This window comes from Paenibacillus yonginensis, assembly GCF_001685395.1.
GTDB lineage: Bacteria > Bacillota > Bacilli > Paenibacillales > Paenibacillaceae > Fontibacillus > Fontibacillus yonginensis.
In genome coordinates, this window is record NZ_CP014167.1 from 2,158,163 (window position 1) to 2,183,167 (window position 25,005).

At 51.2% G+C, this 25,005-nt stretch carries 26 protein-coding genes, 1 riboswitch and 1 other annotated feature; of the genes, 3 read left to right on the forward strand and 23 right to left on the reverse strand.

Translation table 11 applies throughout. From position 1 onward, the window contains the following. Positions 1–13: 13 nt before the first annotated feature. From ypeB to AWM70_RS09950, 7 genes are all read right to left on the reverse strand, one after another. The gene (ypeB, locus tag AWM70_RS09925) at positions 14–1,378 is read right to left on the reverse strand and encodes a germination protein YpeB (protein WP_068695977.1); all 1,365 of its coding nucleotides are present in this window, start codon (positions 1,376–1,378) and stop codon (positions 14–16) included. A gap of 85 nt (positions 1,379–1,463) precedes the next feature. Beyond that, positions 1,464–1,613, reverse strand: coding sequence for a hypothetical protein (locus tag AWM70_RS23445; RefSeq protein ID WP_169823425.1), 150 nt, complete (start codon positions 1,611–1,613; stop codon positions 1,464–1,466). 76 nt (positions 1,614–1,689) lie between these two features. Further along, positions 1,690–2,379, reverse strand: coding sequence for a glutamic-type intramembrane protease PrsW (gene prsW / locus AWM70_RS09930; protein WP_068695979.1), 690 nt, complete (start codon positions 2,377–2,379; stop codon positions 1,690–1,692). Between the two features lie 128 nt (positions 2,380–2,507). Then, on the reverse strand, positions 2,508–3,125 hold the full coding sequence (locus tag AWM70_RS09935) for a genetic competence negative regulator (RefSeq protein ID WP_068695981.1): 618 nt from the start codon (positions 3,123–3,125) through the stop codon (positions 2,508–2,510). 186 nt (positions 3,126–3,311) lie between these two features. Further along, the gene (locus tag AWM70_RS09940; protein ID WP_068695983.1) at positions 3,312–3,659 is read right to left on the reverse strand and encodes a hypothetical protein; all 348 of its coding nucleotides are present in this window, start codon (positions 3,657–3,659) and stop codon (positions 3,312–3,314) included. 136 nt (positions 3,660–3,795) lie between these two features. Continuing rightward, the gene (locus AWM70_RS09945; RefSeq protein ID WP_068695985.1) at positions 3,796–4,317 is read right to left on the reverse strand and encodes a hypothetical protein; all 522 of its coding nucleotides are present in this window, start codon (positions 4,315–4,317) and stop codon (positions 3,796–3,798) included. Continuing rightward, positions 4,314–4,904, reverse strand: coding sequence for a CPBP family intramembrane glutamic endopeptidase (locus AWM70_RS09950; RefSeq protein WP_068700542.1), 591 nt, complete (start codon positions 4,902–4,904; stop codon positions 4,314–4,316). Before AWM70_RS09950 ends, AWM70_RS09945 begins: the two co-directional genes overlap by 4 nt. 196 nt (positions 4,905–5,100) lie before the next feature. Beyond that, positions 5,101–5,326: a binding site (T-box leader), on the forward strand. 267 nt (positions 5,327–5,593) lie between these two features. Between AWM70_RS09950 and serA the strand changes: the two genes are divergently transcribed. The 3 genes from serA to AWM70_RS09965 all read left to right on the forward strand — a co-directional run bounded on the left by serA (position 5,594) and on the right by AWM70_RS09965 (position 10,199). Then, positions 5,594–7,180 carry a phosphoglycerate dehydrogenase gene (gene serA / locus AWM70_RS09955; protein ID WP_068695987.1) on the forward strand — a complete coding sequence of 529 codons (1,587 nt, stop codon included), beginning with the start codon at positions 5,594–5,596 and terminating at the stop codon, positions 7,178–7,180. A 221-nt stretch (positions 7,181–7,401) separates the two neighbouring features. Continuing rightward, positions 7,402–7,692 carry an ArsR/SmtB family transcription factor gene (locus tag AWM70_RS09960; RefSeq protein WP_068695989.1) on the forward strand — a complete coding sequence of 97 codons (291 nt, stop codon included), beginning with the start codon at positions 7,402–7,404 and terminating at the stop codon, positions 7,690–7,692. Further along, positions 7,689–10,199, forward strand: a complete 2,511-nt coding sequence (locus tag AWM70_RS09965; protein ID WP_068695991.1) for an FAD-dependent oxidoreductase — start codon at positions 7,689–7,691, stop codon at positions 10,197–10,199. Before AWM70_RS09960 ends, AWM70_RS09965 begins: the two co-directional genes overlap by 4 nt. Before the next feature lie 153 nt (positions 10,200–10,352). On the opposite strand, the gene AWM70_RS09970 is transcribed toward AWM70_RS09965, so the two are convergent. The 16 genes from AWM70_RS09970 to lysA form a co-directional block, all read right to left on the reverse strand. Next, a complete protein-coding gene (locus tag AWM70_RS09970) occupies positions 10,353–11,810 on the reverse strand; it encodes a HAMP domain-containing sensor histidine kinase (protein WP_068695993.1) in 1,458 nt (485 codons plus the stop codon). Continuing rightward, a complete protein-coding gene (locus tag AWM70_RS09975; protein WP_068695995.1) occupies positions 11,811–12,527 on the reverse strand; it encodes a response regulator transcription factor in 717 nt (238 codons plus the stop codon). 207 nt (positions 12,528–12,734) lie between these two features. Next, a complete protein-coding gene (locus tag AWM70_RS09980; RefSeq protein ID WP_068695997.1) occupies positions 12,735–13,478 on the reverse strand; it encodes a pseudouridine synthase in 744 nt (247 codons plus the stop codon). A 96-nt stretch (positions 13,479–13,574) separates the two neighbouring features. Then, the gene (locus tag AWM70_RS09985) at positions 13,575–14,063 is read right to left on the reverse strand and encodes a spore maturation protein (protein WP_068700544.1); all 489 of its coding nucleotides are present in this window, start codon (positions 14,061–14,063) and stop codon (positions 13,575–13,577) included. Positions 14,064–14,101: 38 nt separating this feature from the next. Next, positions 14,102–14,767, reverse strand: a complete 666-nt coding sequence (locus AWM70_RS09990) for a nucleoside recognition domain-containing protein (protein WP_068695999.1) — start codon at positions 14,765–14,767, stop codon at positions 14,102–14,104. Positions 14,768–14,804: 37 nt separating this feature from the next. Beyond that, entirely contained in the window at positions 14,805–15,902 is a 1,098-nt protein-coding gene (locus AWM70_RS09995) for a D-alanyl-D-alanine carboxypeptidase family protein (protein ID WP_068696001.1), read from the reverse strand. Between the two features lie 164 nt (positions 15,903–16,066). Further along, complete coding sequence (ytfJ, locus tag AWM70_RS10000) at positions 16,067–16,516, reverse strand: GerW family sporulation protein (protein WP_068696002.1); 450 nt, start codon at positions 16,514–16,516, stop codon at positions 16,067–16,069. Next, positions 16,489–17,181 carry a DUF2953 domain-containing protein gene (locus AWM70_RS10005; protein ID WP_068696004.1) on the reverse strand — a complete coding sequence of 231 codons (693 nt, stop codon included), beginning with the start codon at positions 17,179–17,181 and terminating at the stop codon, positions 16,489–16,491. Before AWM70_RS10005 ends, ytfJ begins: the two co-directional genes overlap by 28 nt. A 157-nt stretch (positions 17,182–17,338) precedes the next feature. Next, entirely contained in the window at positions 17,339–17,938 is a 600-nt protein-coding gene (scpB, locus tag AWM70_RS10010) for an SMC-Scp complex subunit ScpB (protein WP_068696006.1), read from the reverse strand. Continuing rightward, positions 17,907–18,701, reverse strand: coding sequence for a segregation and condensation protein A (locus tag AWM70_RS10015; RefSeq protein ID WP_068696008.1), 795 nt, complete (start codon positions 18,699–18,701; stop codon positions 17,907–17,909). Before AWM70_RS10015 ends, scpB begins: the two co-directional genes overlap by 32 nt. 70 nt (positions 18,702–18,771) lie before the next feature. Continuing rightward, on the reverse strand, positions 18,772–19,239 hold the full coding sequence (ribH, locus tag AWM70_RS10020; protein ID WP_068696010.1) for a 6,7-dimethyl-8-ribityllumazine synthase: 468 nt from the start codon (positions 19,237–19,239) through the stop codon (positions 18,772–18,774). A 38-nt stretch (positions 19,240–19,277) separates the two neighbouring features. Continuing rightward, positions 19,278–20,531: a bifunctional 3,4-dihydroxy-2-butanone-4-phosphate synthase/GTP cyclohydrolase II gene (locus AWM70_RS10025; RefSeq protein WP_068696012.1), complete on the reverse strand. Its 1,254-nt coding sequence runs from the start codon at positions 20,529–20,531 to the stop codon at positions 19,278–19,280. 41 nt (positions 20,532–20,572) lie between these two features. After that, positions 20,573–21,241, reverse strand: coding sequence for a riboflavin synthase (locus tag AWM70_RS10030; protein WP_068696014.1), 669 nt, complete (start codon positions 21,239–21,241; stop codon positions 20,573–20,575). A gap of 3 nt (positions 21,242–21,244) precedes the next feature. Further along, complete coding sequence (gene ribD / locus AWM70_RS10035) at positions 21,245–22,387, reverse strand: bifunctional diaminohydroxyphosphoribosylaminopyrimidine deaminase/5-amino-6-(5-phosphoribosylamino)uracil reductase RibD (RefSeq protein WP_068696016.1); 1,143 nt, start codon at positions 22,385–22,387, stop codon at positions 21,245–21,247. A 311-nt stretch (positions 22,388–22,698) separates the two neighbouring features. Further along, positions 22,699–22,872: riboswitch (FMN riboswitch) on the reverse strand. 193 nt (positions 22,873–23,065) lie between these two features. Next, positions 23,066–23,497 (reverse strand): peptidylprolyl isomerase, encoded by a 432-nt coding sequence (locus AWM70_RS10040; protein WP_068696018.1) that lies wholly within the window; start codon positions 23,495–23,497, stop codon positions 23,066–23,068. Between the two features lie 117 nt (positions 23,498–23,614). Then, a complete protein-coding gene (lysA, locus tag AWM70_RS10045; RefSeq protein ID WP_068696020.1) occupies positions 23,615–24,946 on the reverse strand; it encodes a diaminopimelate decarboxylase in 1,332 nt (443 codons plus the stop codon). Between the last annotated feature and the right edge of the window lie 59 nt (positions 24,947–25,005).

The following is a 25,005-nucleotide window of genomic DNA, read 5'->3' on the forward strand; positions in this document are numbered from 1 at the left end:
CTGCCATTTTAGATCAGGAGCGGCTTGTTCCGGCTTGATGGAACTCCTCCACTTTCTCCTCTTCGCCGGTATTGCCGTTCAGATAAATTCTGTAGTTCGATCCGTTGATCCGGCCGCTGAATTCATAGGTAGCTACCCGCTCGCCAGCGTCATTGTCAATAACGGCCATCCGATGGTAATTTTCCTTGAATTCAGGGTTCAAATGCTTCTTGACCTCTGCAAGAGTCATCTTCGCTTTAGGAAGCTGTTCTTTATCATCTTTGTTTCTTTCATACACATAATCGCTGCACTGCACACCGGTTACCTCGCCGGTGTCCAGCGCTACCCGGACCGTCGCTTTCTCCGGATAGATCAGAACGCCATCCTGTGAGCGGACAAAGGTCAGGCTGCCCATATTATCATATTCATCATAAGTCACCGGCGTCATCTCCTCGAACCCTTTGCTTTTGAGGAATTCTCCGGCTTTCTGTCTGGCTGCGCCAGCGGAAATCGTTCGCGGCCCCACGTCTCGGGACAGGTTGTAAGAAATCATATTCCCACCGCGCTGGGTGAAATCCAGCGAAGCAACTGCCCGGGAATCCTGGCCGACTCCTGTTGCCGTGGCCGTGTAGGAAGCCCATTCGGTGCCAGTGCCGTTTTCGGCCACCTTGATATTGCTGGTCGAAACACCAAGGAATTTGGCAGCTTTATCACGGATTTCATTTTGAGAAACCGGCTTGGAATCCAGCTGCTTCACGCTGCGCTTTTTATAAACGCTCGCAACAGACGGTCCCAAATCAAGCTCCGAATATTCGCTGACTTTTTTATCTACGGTTTTGAATCCGTCAATAATCGTATTATCAGCCGCCGCTTTCTCCGTTGCCAACGCAGATTCTACATCCATCCAGCGGAGACGGTTGGAGATTACCTTGTTTTGCACCTGCTGCAAATTGTTCGAAATCTCTCCCGTACGCTTGTAAAGTTCCTTTAAATTGCTTAATTCTTTGTCACTGAGCGGACTTTTGGTCAAGTCCCGCGCAGCCGTCTGGTAGGAGAACTGGCTCACACGAGACAGCAGCTCTTCCGTCTGATTGAAAGGTAGAAGCGTTAAAGGAAGCTGATTGATTTCACCTTGAGCTTCGCTTGTAATACGCCAAACATTCATTAATCCCTTGCGGTGCATTTGGGTCGAATCCGAATTGACCGCCAAGGTATTGCCAATTTCGCCGTGGATGCGGTCCACATGGTAAGACAGGTCATGAAATGCTCGCTGATATTGGTTCTCCGCTTTGAGCAGCACCGAGTTTTTATCGCGGTTCTCCTGATAACCCCACACCAGAGCCCCGATCAGCAATATAGTCATGACGGGAAACAATACGCCGCTTAACCGTCTGTACATTAACTATTCGCTCTCCTTTCTTCAATTAACTGCCATTAGTTTGACAAGAAGAAAGGCACTTTATGCATGCTTTTTAGTTTGGCCCCTAGATTGGAATTTCCTCGATTTCAAACGCTTCCGTATTATCGCAAATACACTGCTTAAAACCGGTCTCTAGTTTGCCCCGTTCTTTCCGGGCTCTTAAAATAAACCGTTCCCCGCAGCTTTTGCATGTAATCGCCACTTTTACCCGCATAACAAAAAAAACATCCTTTCCCTGAAATTTCCGATTGACGGTTCTATCAGGAACAGGATGCCCAAAAATGGGGATTTTAGTCTCTCGAACTGATCTCCATCGGCCGAAACGGAGAACGGCTGTTGGCCCTTGTCATTTTACCGAGTCCTCCGTACCACAGGAAAGCCATCAAGGGAACGATATACCAAAGCCAGTATTCCGTAATGTTGCCGAGAACCCAGTCATATACGCCGTGCCAAAACACCGGGAGCAGCAGTGAAAACAATAAGTAACGTCCCGTTTTGTTCCCGTTGGAGAATTTGGCGCGGCCCAGGTAATAGCCCATAATGACCCCGAACATCGCATGGCCGGAAACCGGAAGCAGCGCACGGACCAGAAGCGATCCCATCGATGCCTCATGAGTCAAACCAAAGAGGACATTCTCTATGGTAGCAAAACCCAGAGAAACGGCGGTTGCATAAACAATTCCGTCGTAAGGCTCGTCGAACTCCGTATGGTTGTAGATCATGTGATACAATACGAACCATTTGACAAGCTCTTCAATGCCCGCCGAGATCAGAAAGGAATAAACAAACGAATTGTCTCCGAGCCAGATAATCAGCCCCCGCTGCAGTATCATAATCGGGAACACGATCAGAAAGCCGACCAGAAAGATTTTGATTACCATATGCAGCGGTTCTGTATCATATTTATCCTTTAAGTAAAAATAGGTCAGCAGCGCAAGACCAGGGGCGAGCGCAGCCGTACCAATAGAAAACCACAGCAAAGGTCATCTCCTCCTTCCGGTTCGCGCGGCGGCGTTTAAAATAATGGCGTTAAAATAATTAGGCTTAAAAATAAGAAAGGCCCGCATCGCCTTGTAGGAAGACGCGGACCCCTGAACCTGCCCGATTGTCAGGACTGGCGTTTGAAATGAGATACGATGGTTTGAATAGCATTCTCTTCCATAACGACCTTGCCGTATTCTTCAAGAACAGCCGGAGTAACGGATGTCGCTTCTCCATATTCAGCCAAAACCGCAATAAGCAGCTGCTGCTTGGCTTCCTCGACGTCTTCAGGTTCCAGGTACAGAACCCATTTCCCTTTATAGTTATACAGCCTTCCGGCTCCGGTAAGTGAATGGTTGAGTACATGAGCAGCCTCGATAAGCACTTCAAAGTCGCTAAAGGCATATACAATGGAATCGCTCAGTTCGAGCGTAACTTCCATTTCGTATACGTCGTCCGCCATCTCGTCCTCGTTCATGGAACCGAACGGATGACTACGATCATATTTGCCTCGCGTCACGATGACGACCATCCCTTGAGCAGGGAGTGCGAAAACTTCAACAGCAAGTGGACCTGTAGCATCAAAGCCCAATTCATTATAAGCTTGATCCATCATTTCCGTAAATAGATCCTGGACTTTGGGGATTTCCTGCCACATATCCTCTTTCTGGATACCGCGTTCGCTAAGGTCATCAAAAGTGAGGAAAATCCGTATCTTATCCTGGCCCAATCGTTCTATTTTCATACAGGATCCTCCTCTCTAATCCGTGTTACAACAGATTATGAAGCACTCAGCAATATGTGCTGGAAATGGTTCTATGTAATTATGTTATCATTTCTTGCACTTAATTGCACGCAATAAAATAGTTAAAAAAAAGAATCATTTTCCTGGTTAGGACCAGAAGAAATGATTCAGGACTGCATTCTTTAATTACAAGCCGGGAATGATGGTATTTGTCTCTTTCATGATAAGTTCGACTTCGCGGCGCACATCCGGGTCCCCTTTGATGAAGTCTTTAATGGTTTTAAGACTGGACTCCTTCTGCTCCGCCTTTTGGGCCGGGTTTAGGCTGTGGCTGTCCGACTTGATGCTGTTTGCAAGGCTGCCGGAATCCATGCCGTTAAAGGTTCCGTTGCTTTTGTTTTTGGCCAGATTGGCGAAGTTGATCATCGAACCAGCGCCGGATGCGACGGACATCAAACCTTTTCTTTTTCTGGAAGCCCAAACCACGCCGGCCGCCCCTAAAGCTACGCCCATTAGAAATGATGAAGTTTTCACTTGCGGATGCCTCCTTTAGATTAAGATCACAAGTATTGTTGCCGCCGCGCAGCTGTCTCATGCGGCATAAATACAGGAAATCCCGATCCGCCGGATACTCATGGGACGAAATTCGCCCTTCCCTGCGCCCGCAAATTTAATTGCCTTGTTTAATCGCCCATGGGGAGGAATGGAACCCCCACCATAGAAGCCAAACCGTCAATCCGATAAAAATGACCAGCAGCACGTTAAAAAACCAGCGTGTCCATTTAATTCGATGGGACGGATAAAGTTCAGTCCGCGGCGGAAAAACCTCTTCGACTTCAGGTTCAGCCTCGCTGGCGGCGGAGCTGGCGGTGAGACTGGCGGCTGGCCGGGCACCGCCCCTCCGTCCTCTGACGGCCGTACCGGCTTGATTCTGTCGGGAAGGTCCTGAAGGGTTGAAAGTTCCTTGGACCTGAACCGAAGGTTTTTCCCGTTTTGGCACGCTGTCCACTGGCCCTGCTCCGACAGACATCCTGGCTGCAGCCGCCTCGTAAACGGCCGTATTCAGCAGGATCTCTTCATCTGCGTATATTTCCTGTTTCAGCGGTTGATGAGCACGCCGCCTGCTTTTTTTCTCCGCCTTCACATCGTTTCTTTTCCCTAACCGTTCAACTCTGCTTAACTTTTGACTCATTGCTCCCTCCGAAACCGGATCACAAGTCCGGAAATCAGGTCAATCAGAAAATGGCATAAAATCGGGGCCCAAAGCGTGCCTGAGGCGATATAGATGTAGCCGAGACCATAGCTGCTTGCGAACACCCAGGCGGTAGGAATCCAGTGCCGCAGATAGCGGACATGAATAACCGCAAACAAAATGCTCGTCCAGTAGGGGCCCAAGGAATGCTGAATCGCTCCACGGAACAGCAGCTCTTCGCAAATGGCCACGATTACCGCGATCAGAACAATATGCCAGATCTGCCGTCTGCGAAACAGCATTTCATTAATCCCGCCGTCATCCATCGTGCTTTCCGGAATGATTCTGGACAAAACCAGATCCACGATAAAAGCAATGCCGGCAAGACCTAACCCCCACCACACAAAGTTGATTTCTGTGGGCAGTTTAAGGAGCTGCAGCGGATTTCGCCATTGAAACAACATAATAATCAGACTTAATACAAGGGTGAGGCCTTGGGTGAAATATAAATTGATCAATAAGAGCCGATCATTTAGTTCTTCCGGTTTGAGTTGCCTGATTTTGATTTTCTCTAATTTTTTTCTCATCCGCATACCGCTTTTCTTCAGAATTGTCTTAATGATGTCCTTCATAAAATCATAACCGATCAGGACAGCCATGTTCAAGGCGCCCTAAGAAGGATAATGCTGAGCGCTTGTCTCCCGCGAGCCAGGCCTTCCTAAAATCAACAAATTGCAGTATTGACAGTCGTTACTTGCCATGTTACATTATGAAAAATTAATCGATAACACGTTGATGGAGAAAGGTCGATTTTGAGCTTTCAGAGAGCCGGTGGTCGCTGCGAACCGGCAGCTTGGAAATTGCAAACCTAGCCCTCCAGAGTGCTGTGCTGAAGCTTCAGTAGGCCAGCCGGTTGAAATCCGTTATCATTTCTGTCGCAAGACATGGAGGCCGTCTCTGTAAGGATTCGGCGAATAAGGGTGGCACCACGAACAGTCTCGTCCCTTACTACGGTGGTAGTATGCGGATTGGGGCTTTTTTTATTGTTGTTTTTATTTACCGTAGACAGCAGGCCTAAAGAGTCTGTTGGAGCCCCTGTTCGCATACACCCTTTGTCGCGGCAATTCATCACTTCTCTAAAGCGTGCTTCCGAAGCGTTTTGTCGATGCTTTTCAGGGAGCTTATGCTATACAAAACTTTAAGCTCATGCTTCCGAAGCGTTTTGTCGATGCTTTTCAGGGAGCTTATGCTATACAAAACTTTAGGAGGTCAAAACATGTTTAAAGTGTTAGTGTCGGATCCGATCAGCGATTTGGGAATTCAGCAGCTTGTGGATGCCGAGGATGTTACTGTAGATCGGGTAACCGGTCTGAGCGAAGCCGAACTTATTGCCATTATTCCGCAGTACGACGCCCTGCTTGTCCGCAGTCAAACGAAAGTTACTCCGGCGATTATGAAAGCCGGCGAACGTCTTAAAGTAATCGGCCGAGCCGGGGTAGGTGTTGACAACATCGACCTGGAGGCGGCTACCCAATCCGGCATTATCGTCATAAACGCCCCGGACGGCAATACGATTACAACTTGTGAGCATGCTTTTGCGATGATGATGGCTTTGGCTCGTCATATTCCGCAGGCTTACGCCAAAACTATCAGCGGACAATGGGACCGCAAGTTTCTGGGCGTAGAGCTTCGCAACAAAAAGCTGGGCGTGCTGGGCATGGGACGTATCGGCAGTGAAGTGGCCAAACGCGCCAAAGCTTTCGGCATGGACATCCTCGGGTATGATCCTTTTCTGACCGAAGAACGCGCCGAGAAAATGGGCGTACAATTGGCTACCGTGGATTATATCGTACGTCATGCCGATTTCATCACAGTTCACACCCCTCTCACTCCGGAAACCAAACACATGATTGCTTCCCCGCAGTTTGAAGTGATGAAGAAAGGCATGCGGATTATCAACTGTGCCCGCGGCGGAATCATCGACGAGAAAGCCCTGATTGAAGCTATCGACCAAGGTATTGTAGCCGGAGCAGCCTTTGACGTATTTGAGCAGGAGCCTCCGCAGCCGGACCATCCGTTCCTGAACCATCCGAACATTATTGTGACTCCGCACCTTGGTGCTTCCACGGTCGAAGCTCAAGAAAACGTAGCGATTGATGTATCGGAGCAAGTGCTGCACATTTTGCGGGACGAACCCTTTAAAAACGCGGTCAACATGCCTCCGGTTGCCGCTGGTGTCATGAGCAAGCTGCAGCCTTATTTCGGACTCGGGGAAAAAATCGGCTCGATCGCCGCGCAAATCAACCAGGCGGCCATCAAAGGCATTCAAATCGACTATGCCGGCGATTTGTCCGAAGTAGATACGCAGCCGTTGACCCGCTATATTCTGAAAGGGGTTCTCGCACGCCATTTCGGCAGCGACGTCAACATCGTCAATTCGATGCACCTGGCCAAAACCCGGGATGTTCATGTCGCCGTTTCGTCTGCTCCGGCCCGGAAAGGTTTTATGAATCTGATTACAATTACACTTCAGACCTCGAGCGGCGACACGCTGATTGCCGGAACTTTACTCAACGGTTATGGAGAACGGATCGTGCAGATTAACAAATTCCCGGTGGACATCGCTCCGGAAGGTCATCTGATCGTCATCTCACATACCGACAAACCGGGCATTATCGGCAACGTCGGCACGCTGCTTGGGCGCAATGACGTCAATATCGCCTCCATGCAGGTGGGCCGTCAGGTTGTCGGCGGAGAAGCGATCATGGTATTGACCGTCGATAAAGCCGTGCCTGAGTATGTATTAGAGGAATTAACCCAATTGCCTGAGCTGAAAACTGCCCAGGAGATCACGCTCGCTTAATTTATGTATGTCTCCGGTTTTCCCTAGTTTCAGAAGCAGGTTCCTTTAGTGTATCTAAACGACTTTTAAAAAACGTTCTTCCTCATCGGGAAGAACGTTTTTTAATGACCTAGCTATTTACCCATCCCAAACAGCTTCTCTATATGGACAGGATTGGCTTCTTGCTTTTTATATCACTATATCATAATATTACGATATAACGATTTTGAGAGGTGTTTGCCTTGGATAACCATTTTAAGCAATACGAGGAAGCAGCCGAGAAACTCAAGGCGCTTGCCCACCCAGTCAGACTATGCATTGTTAAAGGACTAATGACCAAAAAACAATGCAATGTCTCTTATATGCAGGATTGTCTGGGTCTTCCCCAGTCCACGGTTTCGCAGCATTTGCAGAAGCTTCGTACGCTTGGGATCATCGAAGCCGAGCGCAGCGGCCTCGAAATCCATTATTCAATTAAAGACCCGAAAATAATGAAACTTGTACAAGTGCTGTTAGGAGAGGATCATCTATGAGCAGGAAAATATTAATTGTAGGCGGCGTTGCAGGCGGCGCATCGGCCGCGGCCAGACTTCGGAGATTGGATGAAGAAGCGCAGATCATCATGTTTGAAAGAGAACCGCATATCTCCATCGCAAACTGTGGTCTCCCTTATTATATTGGCGACTCGATCCACGACCGCTCCAAATTGCTGGTTCAGACACCTGAAGCGATGAAGCAGCGTTTCAACCTGGATATCCGCACGAACAGCGAAGTGATCGCCGTAGATCCAATCCATAAAACCGTACGGGTCTCCAGCCGGGAGCGCGGCGTTTACGAAGAGAGTTATGATGCATTAATTTTATCTCCGGGGGCCAAGCCCGTTCGTCCAAACTTGCCTGGAATTGAAAGCCCGCGTATCTTCTCGCTTCGCAATATTACAGATACGGACAAGATCAAGTCCAAAGTTCAGAAGGAAGAAACCCGATCTGCCGTTATCGTCGGCGGGGGGTTCATCGGTATAGAAATGGCGGAGAATCTGCGGGAAATCGGACTTGAGGTTACGTTGATTGAACGGAATGCACAAATCCTGAAATCTTTTGATTCCGAGATGGCAGCCCCCTTAGCCAAAGAGCTTGAACAGCAGGGCATCCGTTTGCTGCTGTCGGAGTCGGTAGCTTCGTTCAAAGAAAGCGGAGACCAAATTGAAACCCTTCTGGAAAGCGGGAAAAAATTTGCCTCAGACCTGGTCATTCTCGCCATCGGCGTCACTCCGGATACCGGCTTTCTTAAGGACAGCGGCATTGCCCTCGGTGAACGGGGACATATACTCGTTAATGAGAAGATGGAAACCTCGGCGGAGCAGGTATTTGCAGCTGGTGACGCTGTAGAGATTACGGACTTCGTTACCGGCCGCAAAACAGCCGTTCCGCTTGCCGGCCCGGCCAACAAACAGGGCCGCATTGCCGCCGACAACGTCTGCGGCCTCCAGACCCGGTTCAAAGGCACCCAGGGCACCGCTATTATTAAAGTATTCGGCTTGACCGGCGCCATTACTGGAGCCAGCGAAAGAACGCTCCGGCGTCTCGGTCTGACCTATCAAGTATCCTATGTCCATCCAAGCTCGCATGCCTCCTATTATCCGGGAGCAAGCCCTCTTACGATTAAAGTGATCTTTGATGAACAAGGAACCTTGCTCGGCGCTCAAGCGCTGGGTTATGACGGTGTCGATAAACGGATTGACGACATGGCTGCGGTCATTCACTTCAAGGGAACGGTCACAGATCTCAGCGAACTCGAGCTGGCTTATGCGCCGCCGTATTCGTCGGCGAAAGATCCGGTCAATATGGCGGGATACGCAGCCGAAAATATACTGGCCGGCAGAACCCGGGTATTTCTTCCTGGCGACCTTAAACAGCGTTCCGAAGAAAATACGATTTTGGTCGATGTCAGAACCGAAATCGAGCATCAAAACGGGCATATCCCGGGCTCGATCCACCTTCCGGTCGACGAGCTGCGCAGCCGCCTGGATGAATTGGATCCTGCCAAAGAAATTTGGGTCTACTGCCAGGTCGGCCTTCGGGGTTACACGGCTTTAAGAATTTTAACGCAGCGAGGCTTTCGTGTCCGCAACCTGTCCGGGGGCTACAAAACATATTTAATGGCCACCTATGAACCAGCCCCCTACGGCAATGAACCGTCTGCAGACTTAAGCACGCGGCAGAGCGCAGCCGCTTTGGAAGCAGACCCTCAGCGTCCTTCTGAAACGGCACCTTTGGATCTCTCCGGAATTCATGCCGATGTTCAAGTGGACGCCTGCGGATTATCTTGCCCAGGTCCGCTGATTAAAGCGAAGCAGACCCTGGACCAGCTTCAGGATCGCCAAATCGCCCGAATCAGCGCTTCCGATCCCGGTTTCTACGAGGATGTTCAGGCCTGGGCCGGGATGTCGGGCAACAAGCTGCTGAAGCTTGGCAAAACCCAATCGGGAATCATCGAAGTCTATATCCAGAAACAGGCAGCATCTCCTTCTGCTGGGACGGATGACTCCGTCAACCGCTCAACGCCATCCCCCGAAGGCACAACTATGGTGGTCTTCAGCGGGGATCTCGACAAAGCCATCGCATCGTTCATCATTGCCAATGGTGCCGCAGCCAGCGGCAAGAAGGTTACTTTGTTTTTTACCTTCTGGGGACTTAATGTGCTTCGCAGATCGGAGCCTACACCAGTCACCAAGAATTTCATAGGCAAAATGTTCGGGATGATGATGCCGCGAGGCAGCCGCAAGCTTGGTTTGTCACGTATGAATATGCTGGGCATGGGCTCCAAAATGATCCGCAGTGTCATGAACCGCCATGGCATCGCTTCACTCGAGCAGCTGATGGATACCGCCAAAGAGCAGGGCGTGGAGCTGGTGGCCTGCCAAATGTCGATGGACGTGATGGGAATCCGCCAGGAGGAACTCATTCCGGGAGTCAAAATTGGCGGCGTCGGCTATTACCTCGGCAAAGCAAACCAATCCGGCATTAACCTTTTTATCTAAATCAAACACAAAAAAGTGCTGTCCGTTAGGCTTGATTCTGCCGCGGCCGGCACTTTTTTAAGGATTTTATGGATTAAGCCCTCTGTTCCACGTAGAACAAGATTTATCTCCCCGTTTCAACAAAAAGCCTGTTCAGAGGCTGAATGCCTGCAGCTAATTCTGTTTTTCGACAGGCAGTTTGATCCGAAATACGGTTCCGCTGCCAACTTCGCTTTCAGCGGTAATCGTTCCGTGGTGGGCGACGACGATATTTTTGACAATGGATAATCCAAGCCCCGTTCCGGCGGACTCTCCCCGAACCCGCGCCTTGTCCGCTTTATAGAAACGCTCAAAGATATAGGGCAGGTCCTCTTGATCAATGCCATGCCCCTGGTCGGAAACCGTAATCTCCACATACGGCTCCTGTCTCGCCCCTTCAAGGATCCTTCGGGCCGAAAGCGCGATCTGGCGGTTCTCCGGCGTATGACGGAACGCATTGTCCAGCAAGTTGGTCAACACTTGTTCCAGCCGGTCTTCGCTCGCTTCCTTCAGAAGCAAAACCTCGGGCGGCAGCGACACGTTCAATTGAATGGAACGTTCTTTAGCACGGACAGCGAACTTCCGGTACACCCTGCTGAGCAGCTCGCTCAGGTTGGTCTCATGCATCACCATTTCAGTATGTCCGGCTTCCATCCGGGCCAAATCCAGCAGGTCATGAACCAGCCGCCCCATGCGCAGAGACTCATCATAGATGACCTGCATCAGCTCGCGCTCTTCCTCGGGAGTCGAAGCCATTCCATCCAGCAGAGCTTCACTGTACCCCTGCATCATCGACAAGGGGGTCCGGATCTCATGCGAGACATTGGCAACAAAGTCTTTGCGCATCTTCTCGAGCTGCGCCTGCTCGGTTACATCTCGCAGAACCGCCACCACCCCTTGAATATCCCCTTCGGAAGTCAGGGGCGTCATATGTACCGACCAGACGGTTTGCTTGACGTGAACATCTTCACGCTGATCCTCCTGCTCCCCGAACACTCGTCTGAACATCGGGACAAGCGGCTCAGGAACCGGCCGAAGATAAGACGGAATGAGCCCTTGCGGGGTTTCCATTTCTTTTTCTTTATCCGGGTCAATATGCTCCCATTGACGGAGCAGCTCTTCCGCCGGCGGATTCGTCAGGATAACGGCCCCATTCTGGTCGATCGTGAGAACGGCATCGTTCATGCTGCGCAGCACGCTGGCCAGATGCTCTTTCTCCAGGTTCAAGCTGCGGATGGTATTCTCGAGCTCTTCGGCCATATGGTTAAAGGTGCTCGCCAAATCGCCGATTTCATCGCTGGTCCGCAGCGTAACCCGGGTATCATAGTGGCCGGTCCGGATTTCATCGGCAGCCTGTATGAGCCGCCGCATCGGCTGAGTAATTTTGGTGAACAGAAAAAGGGCAAAAAAAGTGGTTAAAGCAAAGCCGGCAATGGAGACCCATACAAACAGGGATTTGATCGCACCGGAATTGGTGAAATTCGTATCGATGTAAGGAAGCAGAAACAGGCCCAGCGTAAGCAATACGCAAGCTACCAAGGCGCTGATCGTCAGCCAAAGCTTGCCGACAAGTGACCTCCAGAAGCTCGCCACTTATTTTCCAACCTCCAGCTTATAGCCTACGCCCCATACCGTTGTAATCATCAGCGCCGCTTCGGGAGACACCTTGTTGAGCTTCTCGCGCAGCCGTTTGACATGGGTATCAACCGTACGCAGATCACCGAAGAACTCATAGTTCCAAACATCCTTCAGCAGTTCTTCGCGGGAGAAGACTTTATCCGGTGAAACCGCCAAATAGTGCAGCAGCTCATATTCCTTAGGCGTTAGGCTGATCTCCTCTCCTCCGGCTGTTACACGGTGTGCATCGTGTTCAATCGTCAGATTCGGGAAGACAATGGTGCTGCTTGTGCCACTCTCCTGGGACAAGAAGGCGGTCGCCGAGGAACGGCGCAAAATAGCTTTGACGCGGTAAATGACCTCGCGCGGACTGAAAGGCTTCACGACATAATCATCCGCTCCCACCTCAAACCCTTGGACACGGTTGACCTCTTCCCCTTTTGCGGTCAGCATAAGCACCGGTGTCGCCTTGGCTTGTCTTAAACGGTTGCAGACCTCGATCCCGTCCATGCCAGGAAGCATGACGTCAAGCAGCACCAGATCGTAGTCATACTCCAGCGCTTTCTTGAGAGCGCTTTCCCCATCTTCCGCTTCGTCGATTTCATAACCTTCTTTCTCCAGATACATCTTGAGCAGACGCCGAATCCGTTCTTCGTCATCTACAACTAAAATGCGGTTGACCTGTTCTGACATCCTAACAACTCCTCCATCTGATTGCCCGATCTATGTTCAGGCGGCGGCAAATCTATAATAATTCATTGTACCTCCGGGACATCGGATTCATCAAATCCCGCTTAACCTCAGCATAAAACGCCGCCTGGTCCCCAAGCAAGGTGACAGCAAGCGACGCTCAGGCATAACTCTTTTTAGCTTGTTATTGTTCTTATCCTCTTGATCTGCTTAGTGCTTCTGCTTGCTTACTCCTGTAATGGCGCTTTGACGCAAGCTTTCCACTTCCGCTTTGGTCAGATGACGGTAAACGCCACGTTTCATAGTCCCGAGAAACAGGTTCCCGAACGAAATGCGTTTCAGCCGCGTAACCGGATGGCCTACCGCTTCAAACATACGCCGGACCTGACGGTTTCTACCCTCGTGAATCGTAATCGAGATCGTAGCCTGCTTGTTATCCGGATCCACATCGTGGTATTCCACCTCGGCCGGAGCCGTCATCCCGTCCTCCAGCATGATGCCCTTCTTCAGCTTGTCCAGCTCCGTGCCATGCGGGACTCCCTTCACGGTTGCCAGATAAGTTTTGGGAACGTGATGTTTCGGGTGGGTCAGCAGATGGGCGAATTCGCCGTCATTAGTCAGCAGCAGCAGCCCTTCCGTATCGTAATCCAGTCGTCCGACCGGGTAGACTCTCTCCTTGATTCCTTTTAAATAATCGGTGACAATCTTTCGTCCGTGCGGATCGCTGGCACTGGTAATAACCCCTTTGGGTTTATTAAACAACAGATACAGCTTCTGCTCCGCTCCAATATTCTTCCCGGCTACCGTAATCGTGTCCGTAGCGGGGTCGGCTTTGGTTCCAAGCACGGTTACCGTCTCTCCGTTCACCTGGACCTTGCCGGCCAAAATGAGCTCCTCGCATTTGCGGCGCGAGGCCACTCCCGCTTGAGCCAGTATTTTCTGCAATCTTTCCATATTCTCAAGTCACCTCTCATTCATGATACCCAGTTGCGCATAAAATCACAATAGACAAACCTAAAAACGCTCTCGCAAGGAGAGCGTTATTCCGGTTCAGCCGAATAGAAGCAAACAAACAAATATGGCGGCGACAAAGCCGACAAGGTCTGAAAATAAGCCGACCTTCAGCGCGTAGCGGCCGTTGCGAATGCCAACGGCGCCGAAATATACCGTTAGCACGTAGAGAGTGGTGTCCGTGCTTCCCTGTATGGTTGAGGCGATCCGCCCGATCATGGAATCAGGACCGTAGGTTTTGATGAGATCGGTTGTGAAAGCCAAGGAGCCCGTCCCTGTCAGCGGCCTTAAGATGCCCAGCGGAAGCACCTCGGGCGGAATATGGAGCCAGCGGACAAGCGGGGCGGCCAGCCCGATCAGAAAATCCATCGCTCCCGAGGCCCGGAATACGCTGATCGCCACCATCATTCCTACCAGATGCGGAATAATGCCGATCGCTGTTGAGAAGCCGCCTTTCGCTCCTTCCACAAAGGATTCATAAACAGGTATCTTCCGGAAAAAGGCGTATAGCGGAATAAAAGCAATCATTACCGGGACCGCCCAGGCGGAAATCTGATGAATCCAGTTCAAGTCCCTTCACCCCATCCGGCGGAAGCTGAACGGGCTGTTGGAGGCGGCGGGCTGTTGGCAGCCCCAGCCGGCGGGACCGGAGGATAAGGAGCCCTGCGCCGGTACCAGCGGTCTGCAAACACGGCGGCCAAGGTGGCGATAGCTGTTGCCAGCAGCGTGCTGCCTACAATTTCGGCCGGGTTGGCCGAATGATAAGTATTTCGTATCGCGATCAGGGTGGTCGGAATCAGCGTAATACTGGCTGTATTCAAGGCCAGCAGCGTACACATGGCAGGCGAAGCCGTTGTTTTATCCGGATTCAGCCGCTGGAGCTCCTGCATCGCCCGAATGCCCATCGGCGTGGCCGCATTGCCTAGGCCAAGCAGATTCGCGCTCATGTTGGAAAGTATGTACCCCATGGCGGGATCATTTTTTGGCACATCCGGGAACAGAAAACGCACCACCGGTCCCAGCAGCTTTGAAATCTTCGCAACCAGTCCGGAATCTTCGGCCAGCTTCATAATCCCCATCCAGAACACCAGCACGCTGATCAATCCGAAACAGACGGTTACCCCTGTCTCCGCCCCTTCGAATGCGGCTTTGGTCACAAGATTGATGTCCCCCTTATAAGCGGCAAAGCCGAAGCCTATAAGCAGCATGCCCAGCCATATTTTATTAACCATGTTTCCCCTCTCCCCTTTGCAACAGACAAGCTCTTTGTTACTTGGTTGTGCTCCCCTTCCCCTGTTGCTGCTGATTTTCTTTGCTCTCATAAAGCGGCACAGAGCCAATAATCTCGCCGCTGAGCTTAAACATCAATTTGCCCTGAGGCCCGAAGTGAGCCGGATTGTCAATCCGCTTGATCTCCTGCTGAACCAGCTGTTTCTCAGATTCATGGAGCGGATAGCTGAACGTTATCCCGGCCACCCAATCCTTCCCTTCAAATGAAAAGTGCTGCTGCTTGCCAACCAAGGTTTGCAGCGGGAAGTTGGCAAAACCGAAATCAAGCATCTTTGCATGGTCATTCCAGTCATCGCCGTCATTGAGTGTAACTGCGGCAAGCTGCTGTCCGCTGCGGGTCGCCGAGCTCACCAGACAACGCCGGGCAATCTTCGTAAAACCGGTTTTGACCCCGTCGGCTCCTTCATACATCCTGAGCATTTTATTTTTGTTCAGCCAGTCATAATCCCAGGACTCGTTCGGATTTGGCGCTTTCTTGTGCCGGGTCGATACGATTTCCCGGAACACCGGATTATGCAACGCATACGCCGTAAGCTTGGCCAAATCGTTGGCCGTTGAATAATGCTCCTTATGATCAAGCCCGTGCGGATTCATAAAATGGGTATGCTTCAGGCCAATCATTTCCGCTTTCTGATTCATTAAATGCACGAAACCTTCCTCAGACCCGCCAACGTGCTCCGCAATGGCTGTAGCCGCATCATTCCCGGAGCGCAGCATCAGGCCGTAAAGCATATTCTCCAAGGTCATCTCTTCGCCCAGCTTTAAATAAATGGAGGACCCTTCCTTGCCGAACGCTTTGGCGCTCACTTTAACCGGCTTGTCCAGGCCTCCGTTCTCAATGGCCACAATCGCGGTCATAATTTTGGTCAGACTCGCAATCGGGAGCCTTTCGTCCCCTTGCTTGCTGTAGAGCAGTCTGCCGGATTCTACATCAATCAGCGCGGCGGCTTGGGCATGCGTGCCTACCTCCGGCAGCGCCTTTGTTGTTTCTTGCGCCCTGGCTCCGGCCGGCTGCAGCAGCAGACAGGCCAATAGCATTAAACTTAACCAGGAAACCTTTCTTTTCGATCGTTTCATATCCTACTCCTTAGCTGATTGGTCTCGTAGTGGGTTCTGATAGTTAATATATGCAAAAGGGGGGGCCGGATAGACCCCGTTTGTCCATCTTTACTCCAGCCCGAAGATAAAAAAACCCTTCCACGATTCGGAAGGGAAATTCATGGCTACCGGATAAGTTCTTTTTATACGCGCGACTGGAACGTTGGGGTTTCGGATACCACCATCGTTGAACTGCCGCTGTTATTGAACATATTCTGCAGCTGATTAATGACGCCCGGTACCGTGTCGATAATCTTCTCCATCACGTGGGTTTGATTATCCAGCGGCACTACATTGACGCCTTGAGGCCCTACGACAAGAAACGCAATCGGATTGATGGAAACACCGCCGCCGCTGCCGCCGCCAAACGGACGCGCCACTTCGTTGTTCTCGGCATGATGTTCGTGATGCTCACCGGAAATCCGGAAATCGCTGCCCCCGGCAGCAAACCCGAAACCGACGCGGCTGATCGGCAGAATCACGCTGCCATCTTTCGTTTCAACCGGAGCTCCGACAATTGTGTTCACGTCAACCATAGCTTTGATGTTCTCCATTGCGGTTCTCATCAAGCCTTGAATAGGATGTTCAGCCATTGTTTAGTTCCTCCTTTCACTTTGAGCACGCGAGTTATAAGAGTCAGTCCAGCATACATAGCATATCCTAGACCGATTTTCGCTATGCAGTCCATTTGCGTTGTAAAGTGCGGACTCGATCCAAACCCAGGGGTGACCTGAAGTTCAGGTGGTTTTTTCATGTGCACCCGGAAGGAAAGTCCGCCGACGATAAAGTTTTTTACACTCCAAAGCAGACCGCTGGCCACCGCCGTATGATCGGCTTCCTTCATCGCGAAGTCGGTCGTCCACGCCAGCTGGGTGACCTCCAGGTGTTTAAGGGTTGCTTCCGTCCATACTTTTAAGCCCTCGGTTGCATGCAGGATCTGCTTATAAATTTCTTTCCATTGCTGCACCTTCTCTTTGTCGATATGCTGAGCATCTTCCTTATAATTCGACATGACCGGCGACTGGCTGTCCATAGCCGTCTCGACTTTGAAGCCTTGTTTGAAATTATCAAAAACAATGCGCGGCACCTCGTAATGAAGATTCACCATACCGAACAAAGCTTTCATATCCGCCGTAATTTGCTCATCCTTGTTCTGTTTGCTGGCATGAACCCTAATAGTAACTTTTGACAACAGGACAACCAAAAGCAGCAGAACTACCGCCAATGCCAGCAGCCCCGTCCATATCCAAGTCCACATGTTCCATCCTCCGTCCAAGTGAAAATCCATTTTCTAGTATGCCTGACCGGCTAACATATCATTCCTGCTCCTTAAGCGCCGTCTACACCGGATGCCGATAACAAAAAAAAACGGACGACAAGGAATCCCTTGTCGCCCGTCGGGCTTCTAAATTCAATTAATCTACATCGTCAATCGTTAGCTGCTCGCCGCGGATACGGTCAAATAAATCTTGGGTTTCGCCTTCCAACGATTCGACGTCCGCAAACTGTTCAGGATCCGGCAGATCCTTCAGGCTAGCCAGTCCAAAATAATCGAGAAAAGCTTTGGTCGTTCCATATAAAATAGGACGTCCGATCGCCTCTGCTCTGCCGACTTCTTCAATCAGATCTTTATTGACCAGCGTGTGAATAGCCCTTTCCGCTTTAACGCCGCGGATCTCCTCAATTTCAATCCGGGTAATCGGCTGACGGTAGGCAATGATGGACAAGGTCTCCAAAGCCGCCTGCGATAAAGAGGATCTGGATGGCGAATACGCCAGCTTCTCAAAATAAGGGGCATGCTCCTTGAGCGTAGCCATCTGAAAATGTCCGGCGATCTCCAGCAGCTGCAGGCCCCGCCCTTCCTTGGACATATCCTTTTGGAGCTCGGCCAGCACATCTTTAATCATTTCAGGCCGCTGATCCAGCACCTCGCATAGTTGTTTCACAGTCAGCCCTTCCTCACCGGCCAGGAAGAGCATCCCTTCAATAATCGATTTCAACTTCAGAAAATCCATTACCGGCTTGTTCCCCTTTCCACTCCATCACAATGTCATCAAACAAATGGTTCTGGTAACACAAAATAAGTTTCATCTTCATTAATTCCAGAATAGCCAGGAACGTCACCACTATCTCATGACGGGACATCTCCTCATCCAGCAGCTTGGAGAACAACACCCGCCCTCCGCGTCCTGTCAGCTCGAGCACACTCACTACTTCCTTGATCCGGTCCTTTACGGAAATCTCGTCCCGCTGAATTCGGGCCACCGTATTCCGTTTGACAGCCTTGCGCAGCGCTTTATGGAAGACCGTGATCAGATCGGAAACATGCAGCCCTTCTACCGGATTCTCAGCCGCTTCAGGCATAAATGGCGTCAGATCTTCAGGCTCCTTGGAGAAAATCAGGCTGCGTTCCCACTCCTTGTCATGCAGAAGCTCGGCAATGCCCTTGAATTTGCGGTACTCGATCAGCCTGCGGATCAGCTCTTCTTCCGGGTTCTCATCCTCTTGATCGTACAAATCATATTCGTCTTCCCATTCGATGACAGGAGGTTTAGGGAGAAGCTTCTTGCTTTTTATCGACAGCAGGGTTGCCGCCATCACCAGAAATTCGCTCGTAATTTCCAGCTCCAGCTCCTGCATGGAATGCAAGTAATCCATATATTGGTCCGTAATTTCGCTAATGGAGATATCTTCGATTTCAATCTCCGCTTTGTCAATCAAGTGAAGCAGCAGATCCAGGGGACCTTCAAAGGTCTCCAGCTTGTAAAGTACCGTCACTCTATGATCCACCACCCGTACAAAAGAAAATGTAGCACCTTCCGTAGAAAGGCACTACATTAAATAAGCACTATTTTAGCTGATTCGTCAAGTTTGCCATTTCAATTGCCGCTACTGCAGCATCCCAGCCTTTGTTGCCGGCTTTGGTTCCGGCCCGTTCTACGGCCTGTTCGATGTTCTCGGTCGTGAGCACCCCAAAGATCACCGGAAGCCCCGTTTTGAGACTAATCGCCGCTACGCCCTTCGCCACCTCGTTGCAGACATAATCGTAATGGCTGGTAGAACCGCGGATGACCGTGCCTAGTGTGATTACCGCATCGTATTTGCCGCTTTCCGCCAGCTTCTGCGCGGCCAAAGGGATTTCAAACGCTCCCGGCACCCAGGCGACATCCACCTCTTCGTCTTTGACGCCGTGGCGTTTCAACGCGTCCAGCGCTCCACCCAGCAGCTTGCTTGTAATAAACTCGTTGAAACGGCCCACCACAATCGCGTATTTCAGTCCGGACGATACCAGATGACCTTCAAAAATTTGTCCCATAAAAGGTTACCTCCATCAAATTTGTATTTTTATTTTTCTTACCGGTCCAATTCATTTTGCTCGAGGTCATCCCATTTCTTGACCTCATCGAACACCAGCATATGCCCCAGCTTGGCCTGTTTCGTATGCAGATACGCCGTATTGTCCTCATTCTCTTTAATCTGAATCGGAACACGCTGCACCACCTGCAGGCCGTATCCTTCCAGTCCTTTAATCTTGCGGGGGTTGTTTGTCATCAGACGAATTTGCCGGACCCCAAGGTCCTTAAGTATCTGCGCTCCGATGCCGTAATCCCGGAGATCGGCCTGGAAGCCGAGCTTAAGGTTGGCTTCCACCGTATCAAGTCCCTGCTCCTGCAGCTTATAGGCCTTAAGTTTATTAATCAGCCCGATGCCTCGTCCTTCCTGGCGCATATAGAGCAGAATCCCGCGGCCTTCCTCTTCGATCTGCCGCAGTGCTGCCGCAAGCTGCGGCCCGCAGTCGCAGCGGTGAGAGTGGAACACATCGCCGGTCAGACATTCGGAATGGACCCGGACAAGCACCGGTTCATTGGAATCAATATTTCCTTTGACCAGAGCCAAATGCTCCTTGTTGTCCACGGAGTTTGTGTACGCGACAGCCCGGAACTCGCCGAAATCGGTGGGCATCCGGACCTCAACCTCCCGGTTCACCAGCTTCTCCCGTTCATTCCGGTAACGGATCAGATCGCGGACGCTGATCAGCTTGAGGCCATGCTGCCCGGCAAATTGTTTAAGCTCGGGAAGTCTCGCCATTTCACCGTTCTCCTTGATAACTTCGCAAATGACGCCGGCCGGATAAGCTCCGCACAGCTTCGCCAGATCAACCGCGGCTTCCGTATGCCCGGCCCGCCGCAGCACGCCGCCTTTCTTGGCAATCAGCGGAAACATATGTCCCGGCTTGCGGAAATCCTCCGGTCCCGCCGCCGGATTCATCAGCCCCTTAACCGTCTGTGAACGTTCGAAAGCGGAAATACCTGTGGTCGTATCCTTGTAATCTACAGACACTGTAAAGTTAGTGCCGTGGTAATCGGTGTTGTGCTCAACCATAGGGGTGAGTTCAAGCTCTTCTGCCCTTTCCTGCGTAATTGGCACACACACCAATCCCCTGGCTTGGGTAATCATAAAATTGATCACATCCGGCGTAGCCATTTCTGCTAATGCAACCAGATCGCCTTCATTTTCCCGGTCTTCATCATCCACGACGATGATCGGTTTGCCTTGCTTCAACTCTTCAAGCGCTTCTTCAATGGAATCAAGTTCGATGGGTTCCAATTTTACCGCCTCCCCTTCTAACAAAATCTGCCGTTTGCCGGTTAAACAAATCCGTTCTCGGCAAGGAAATTCAAATCCAGCCCTTTTGATCCTTCCGCGGCCGGCACAGCGGCCGGGCCATTATATAGCAGCAACCGCTCAACATATTTGCCTAAAACATCACATTCCAGATTAACACTGTCCCCCGAGTTCTTGGTGCCTAGCGCCGTCTGTGCCAGCGTATGGGGGATAATCGAAACGCTGAAACGATCCCCGTCCAGTTCGGCTACAGTCAAACTAATGCCGTCAACCGTAATCGAACCTTGGGCCACCATATACCTTAACAAATCGCTGGGGGCAGGTTTGATCGTATAAACAACTGCATTATAATCGCGCCGGACGTTCACGATCTCCCCCGTTCCGTCCACATGACCCTGCACGATATGGCCGCCAAACCGGCCTCCTGCAGACATCGCCCTTTCCAGATTCAGCTTCTGTCCGGCTGTCAGCTTGGACAGATTGGTGTGTTTATATGTTTGCGGCATCACATCAACGTTAAAGGAGGCCGCCGTCATGCTGGTTACCGTTAGGCAAACTCCATTTACGGCGATGCTGTCGCCAAGCTTCATATCCTCCATGATTTTATGTGCTTCAATCCACAGCACCATGGCCTCCCCGCTGCGGCTTACCGACTTTAGGCGGCCTATTTCCTCAACCAGTCCTGTAAACAAGGTTTATCCCTCCCAGCTTGGTGTTCCTGTAAGCAAGAGATCCTTTCCTGCCGGTGTAATCTGCAGGTTCGTTAAGGCAATCGCCTCCTTCATTCTGGAGGGTCCGGCAAAACCGAAGCTGTCGATTCCTCCGCTCCCGAGCAGTTTAGGGGCGAGGAACAGCTGAACTTCGTCTACCAGTTTCTCCGCCAGAAACGCTCCGCCTATCGTCCCTCCGCCTTCCACCAGCACCGAAGATATGCCGGATAAGGCAAGCTGCTTTAATCCTTCATGCAGATCGACCCGCTCTCCTCCTCCGCAAGGAATGACGCGGATGCCTTTGGATTCCAGCAGCAGCTGCTTCTCCACATTCCCGTGGTTCATAGTCGTTAAAAGGATTGTCTCCGGGTCGCCATAAACGACGGGTTTAAGCACTCTAGCATCATCCGGGATGCGCAGCTTTGAGTCCACAATGACCCGGATCGGTGAAAGCCCCGGCACAGGCAAGCGGGTTGTCAAAGACGGATCATCAGCAATCACCGTGTTCACGCCAACGAGAATCGCCGCATGCTGATGCCGCATCGTATGCACAAGCTGACGTGCGGCTTCCCCCGTCACCCACTTGCTGTCGCCCGTTCGCGTCGCTATTTTGCCATCCAGCGTACTGGCCGTTTTGAGCGTCACAAAGGGTAGCCCCGTCGTAATAAACTTGATGAATTTCTTATTCAGCTGTCTGGCTTCTTCAGCCATAACACCCGTTTCCACCGTGATTCCGGCTTCCTTCAGCATAGCGATGCCCCGGCCGGACACCTGGGGATTCGGGTCTTCGCAAGCCACAACGACTCGGGACACGCCTGCTTCAATCAGCCGTTTGCTGCAGGGGGGAGTCGCCCCATAGTGGCTGCACGGCTCGAGTGTCACATAAACGGTGCTTCCTTCCGCCCGTTCGCCTGCCATCTGGAGTGCCTGAACCTCGGCATGCCCTTCGCCGCGTTTCAGATGTGCACCCATGCCGACTACCGCCCCGTCCCGGACAACCACGGAGCCTACAACCGGATTTATGCCGGTCTGCCCCTGAGTGTGTCTAGCCATATCCAAAGCAAGCCCCATATAGTATTCGTCGCTCATCGGCTGTAAATTCCTGTCACCGGATGGGGTCCACTGCATCTTTTGTTTTCCTCCTTTCCAAATTCTTTGCTGCTTTCTTCGAACCTAAATCTTTGACATAAACGCAAAAACCCCGGCCAATGGCCGGGGCAACAGGAGAATTTTCGATACCAAATAAATCAATGTCCAGCTTACAAACCGCAAAGCACAAGGGGAAGTCCCCTTCAAATCAACTGCTTGTTTAGCCCCATTGAACGTTGATCAATAAAAGTCGGCATCACGAAACAGAAACGATTGAATGCTGCTTGTTTGAGCTCATCATCGATCATCAAAGAAACCTGCCTAAATGCTGAAAAAAGCGCAAGCTTCCGTATCTCCTTCTCCCATCCAGACTATACTGTCGGTCCCGGAATTGCACCGGGTCAGCCGCAGTCCCGTTCACGAAAAACGGATGAGCTGCGGGTCACGGACTAAGGCACAGCGCTGATTGAGTCAGGCCGGCCATCACCGTCGGTCGGGATTTTCACCCTGCCCCGAAGGATACGATTATGAAATTGTTTCAGTTCAAGTCCAGACGCCGTCAAAGCCGCGCCTAACTTGCTTGCAATAGTAGCACTTATTGTTAATCAATGCAATACGCAAATTCACAAGCCTCTGCCTGCCGAAATGCCGAATGGATGAGCCCAACCCAAAAAAGCCTGGGCTTCTGGCCCAAGCTCATTTTGGAAAAACTGAATTTTAGACTTCGTATACTTCTACGGATTCCATACGGTCACGTCCTTGGAAAGCATCCACATGCTCCATGCCGCTGACTACTTTGCCAAATACAGTGTGCTGGCCGTCAAGATGCGGCTGAGCTTCGTAGCAGATGTAGAACTGGCTGCCGCCTGTGTTGCGTCCGGCATGTGCCATAGCCAGGGAACCGCGCTCATGTTTGTTCGGATTGATTTCGCAGTTGATGGTATAGCCTGGACCGCCGGTGCCTGTTCCGTTAGGGCAGCCGCCTTGGGCTACAAATCCTGGGATAACGCGATGAAAGACAAGGCCGTTGTAGAAGCCGGAGTTTGCCAATTTTTCGAAGTTTGCTACCGTATTCGGAGCGTCTTTATCGAACAGGTCGAGGACAACTTCCCCACCGTTCGCAAGTTTGATTTTTGCTTGTTTAGCCATTTGAGTTCAAGCTCCTTCCAGATTATGTTTCAATGTACAACATGTCCAGTTTACTATGAAAAGACTAGTTGTGCAAAAAAATCCCGCCGGATGCTGCGCCACCCGGCGGGATTTCTTTTATTTCAGCGAATGCTGTTTCAAAATCCGTTCCGGAATAACGTCATTGGCGATAATATCGTTTAACGATTCCCGCTTGACGACCAGGTCGCTTTCTCCATCCTTAACGAATACAACTGCAGGACGCGGAATCCGGTTATAGTTGCTGGCCATAGAGTAGTTATAAGCTCCGGTAGAAGCCACTGCCAGCAGGTCGCCGGCTTTGGATTCAGGCAGCTTGAGGTCCCAAATCAGCATGTCGCCGCTCTCGCAGCATTTGCCGGCAATGGAAACCGTTTCGGTTGCCGCTTCATCGGCCCGGTTCGCAAGCATCGCTTCATATTTGGAATCATACAAAGCCGGACGCGGATTATCCGTCATCCCGCCGTCAACGGACACATATTTGCGGATGCCGGGGATCTGTTTGCTGGAACCGATCGTATACAGCGTAGTGCCAGCATCGCCGACAATGCTCCTGCCCGGCTCGATCCACACTTCGGGCAGCTGGTCGTATACGCCGGAGAAGTGGTGCTTCACCGCATCCGTAATGGCTTTTACATACACAGAAGCATGCAGCGGAGCGTCTTCTTCGGTATACCGGATGCCAAAGCCCCCGCCGAGATTGATCACTTTAAAAATAAAATTAAGCTCGCGTTTCACCTTCACGGCAAATTCGGATACCCGTTCTGCGGCTACCTTGAAGCCTTCGACTTCGAAGATTTGGGAGCCGATATGAGAATGCAGCCCGAGCAGGTTCAGCTGCGGCAGTCCTATCGCTGTCTTCACCGCTTCGTAAGCTGCTCCATTCGCCAAATCGAAGCCGAATTTGGAATCGGTTTGGCCCGTCGAAATATATTCATGCGTGTGGGCTTCTACACCTGGAGTGATCCGCAGGAGCACGTTAACTTTAACCCCGTTGTCAGCGGCCAAAGCATTGAGCAAATGAAGCTCGTCAAAGTTGTCGGCCACAAAGCAGCCGATTCTGGCATCAATCGCCATCTGGATTTCGTCCGGCGTTTTGTTGTTGCCATGAAAATGAATGCGCTGCGGCGGAAAACCGGCCTTCAAAGCCGTATAAAGCTCGCCTTCCGACACTACATCAAGGCTCATGCCTTCCTCTTCCACCAGACGGCACATGGCCATCGTGCAGAACGCCTTGCTTGCAAAAGCCACCTGAAAAGCCAGGCCCGATTGCCGAAAAGCTTCTGTGTATTCCCGCGCGCGTTGGCGGATCAGCGTTTCGTCCATTATATAAAGCGGTGTTCCGTATTTCTCCTTAAGCTCTACAGTATCGCAGCCGCCGATCTCCAAATGACCTTTGGCATTAATTGTACTGGTACCATGTAAATACATTCAGCAGCCTCCGATTTTCCGATTTGCAATCAGTATATCAGTTTATTGCGATTTGGAAA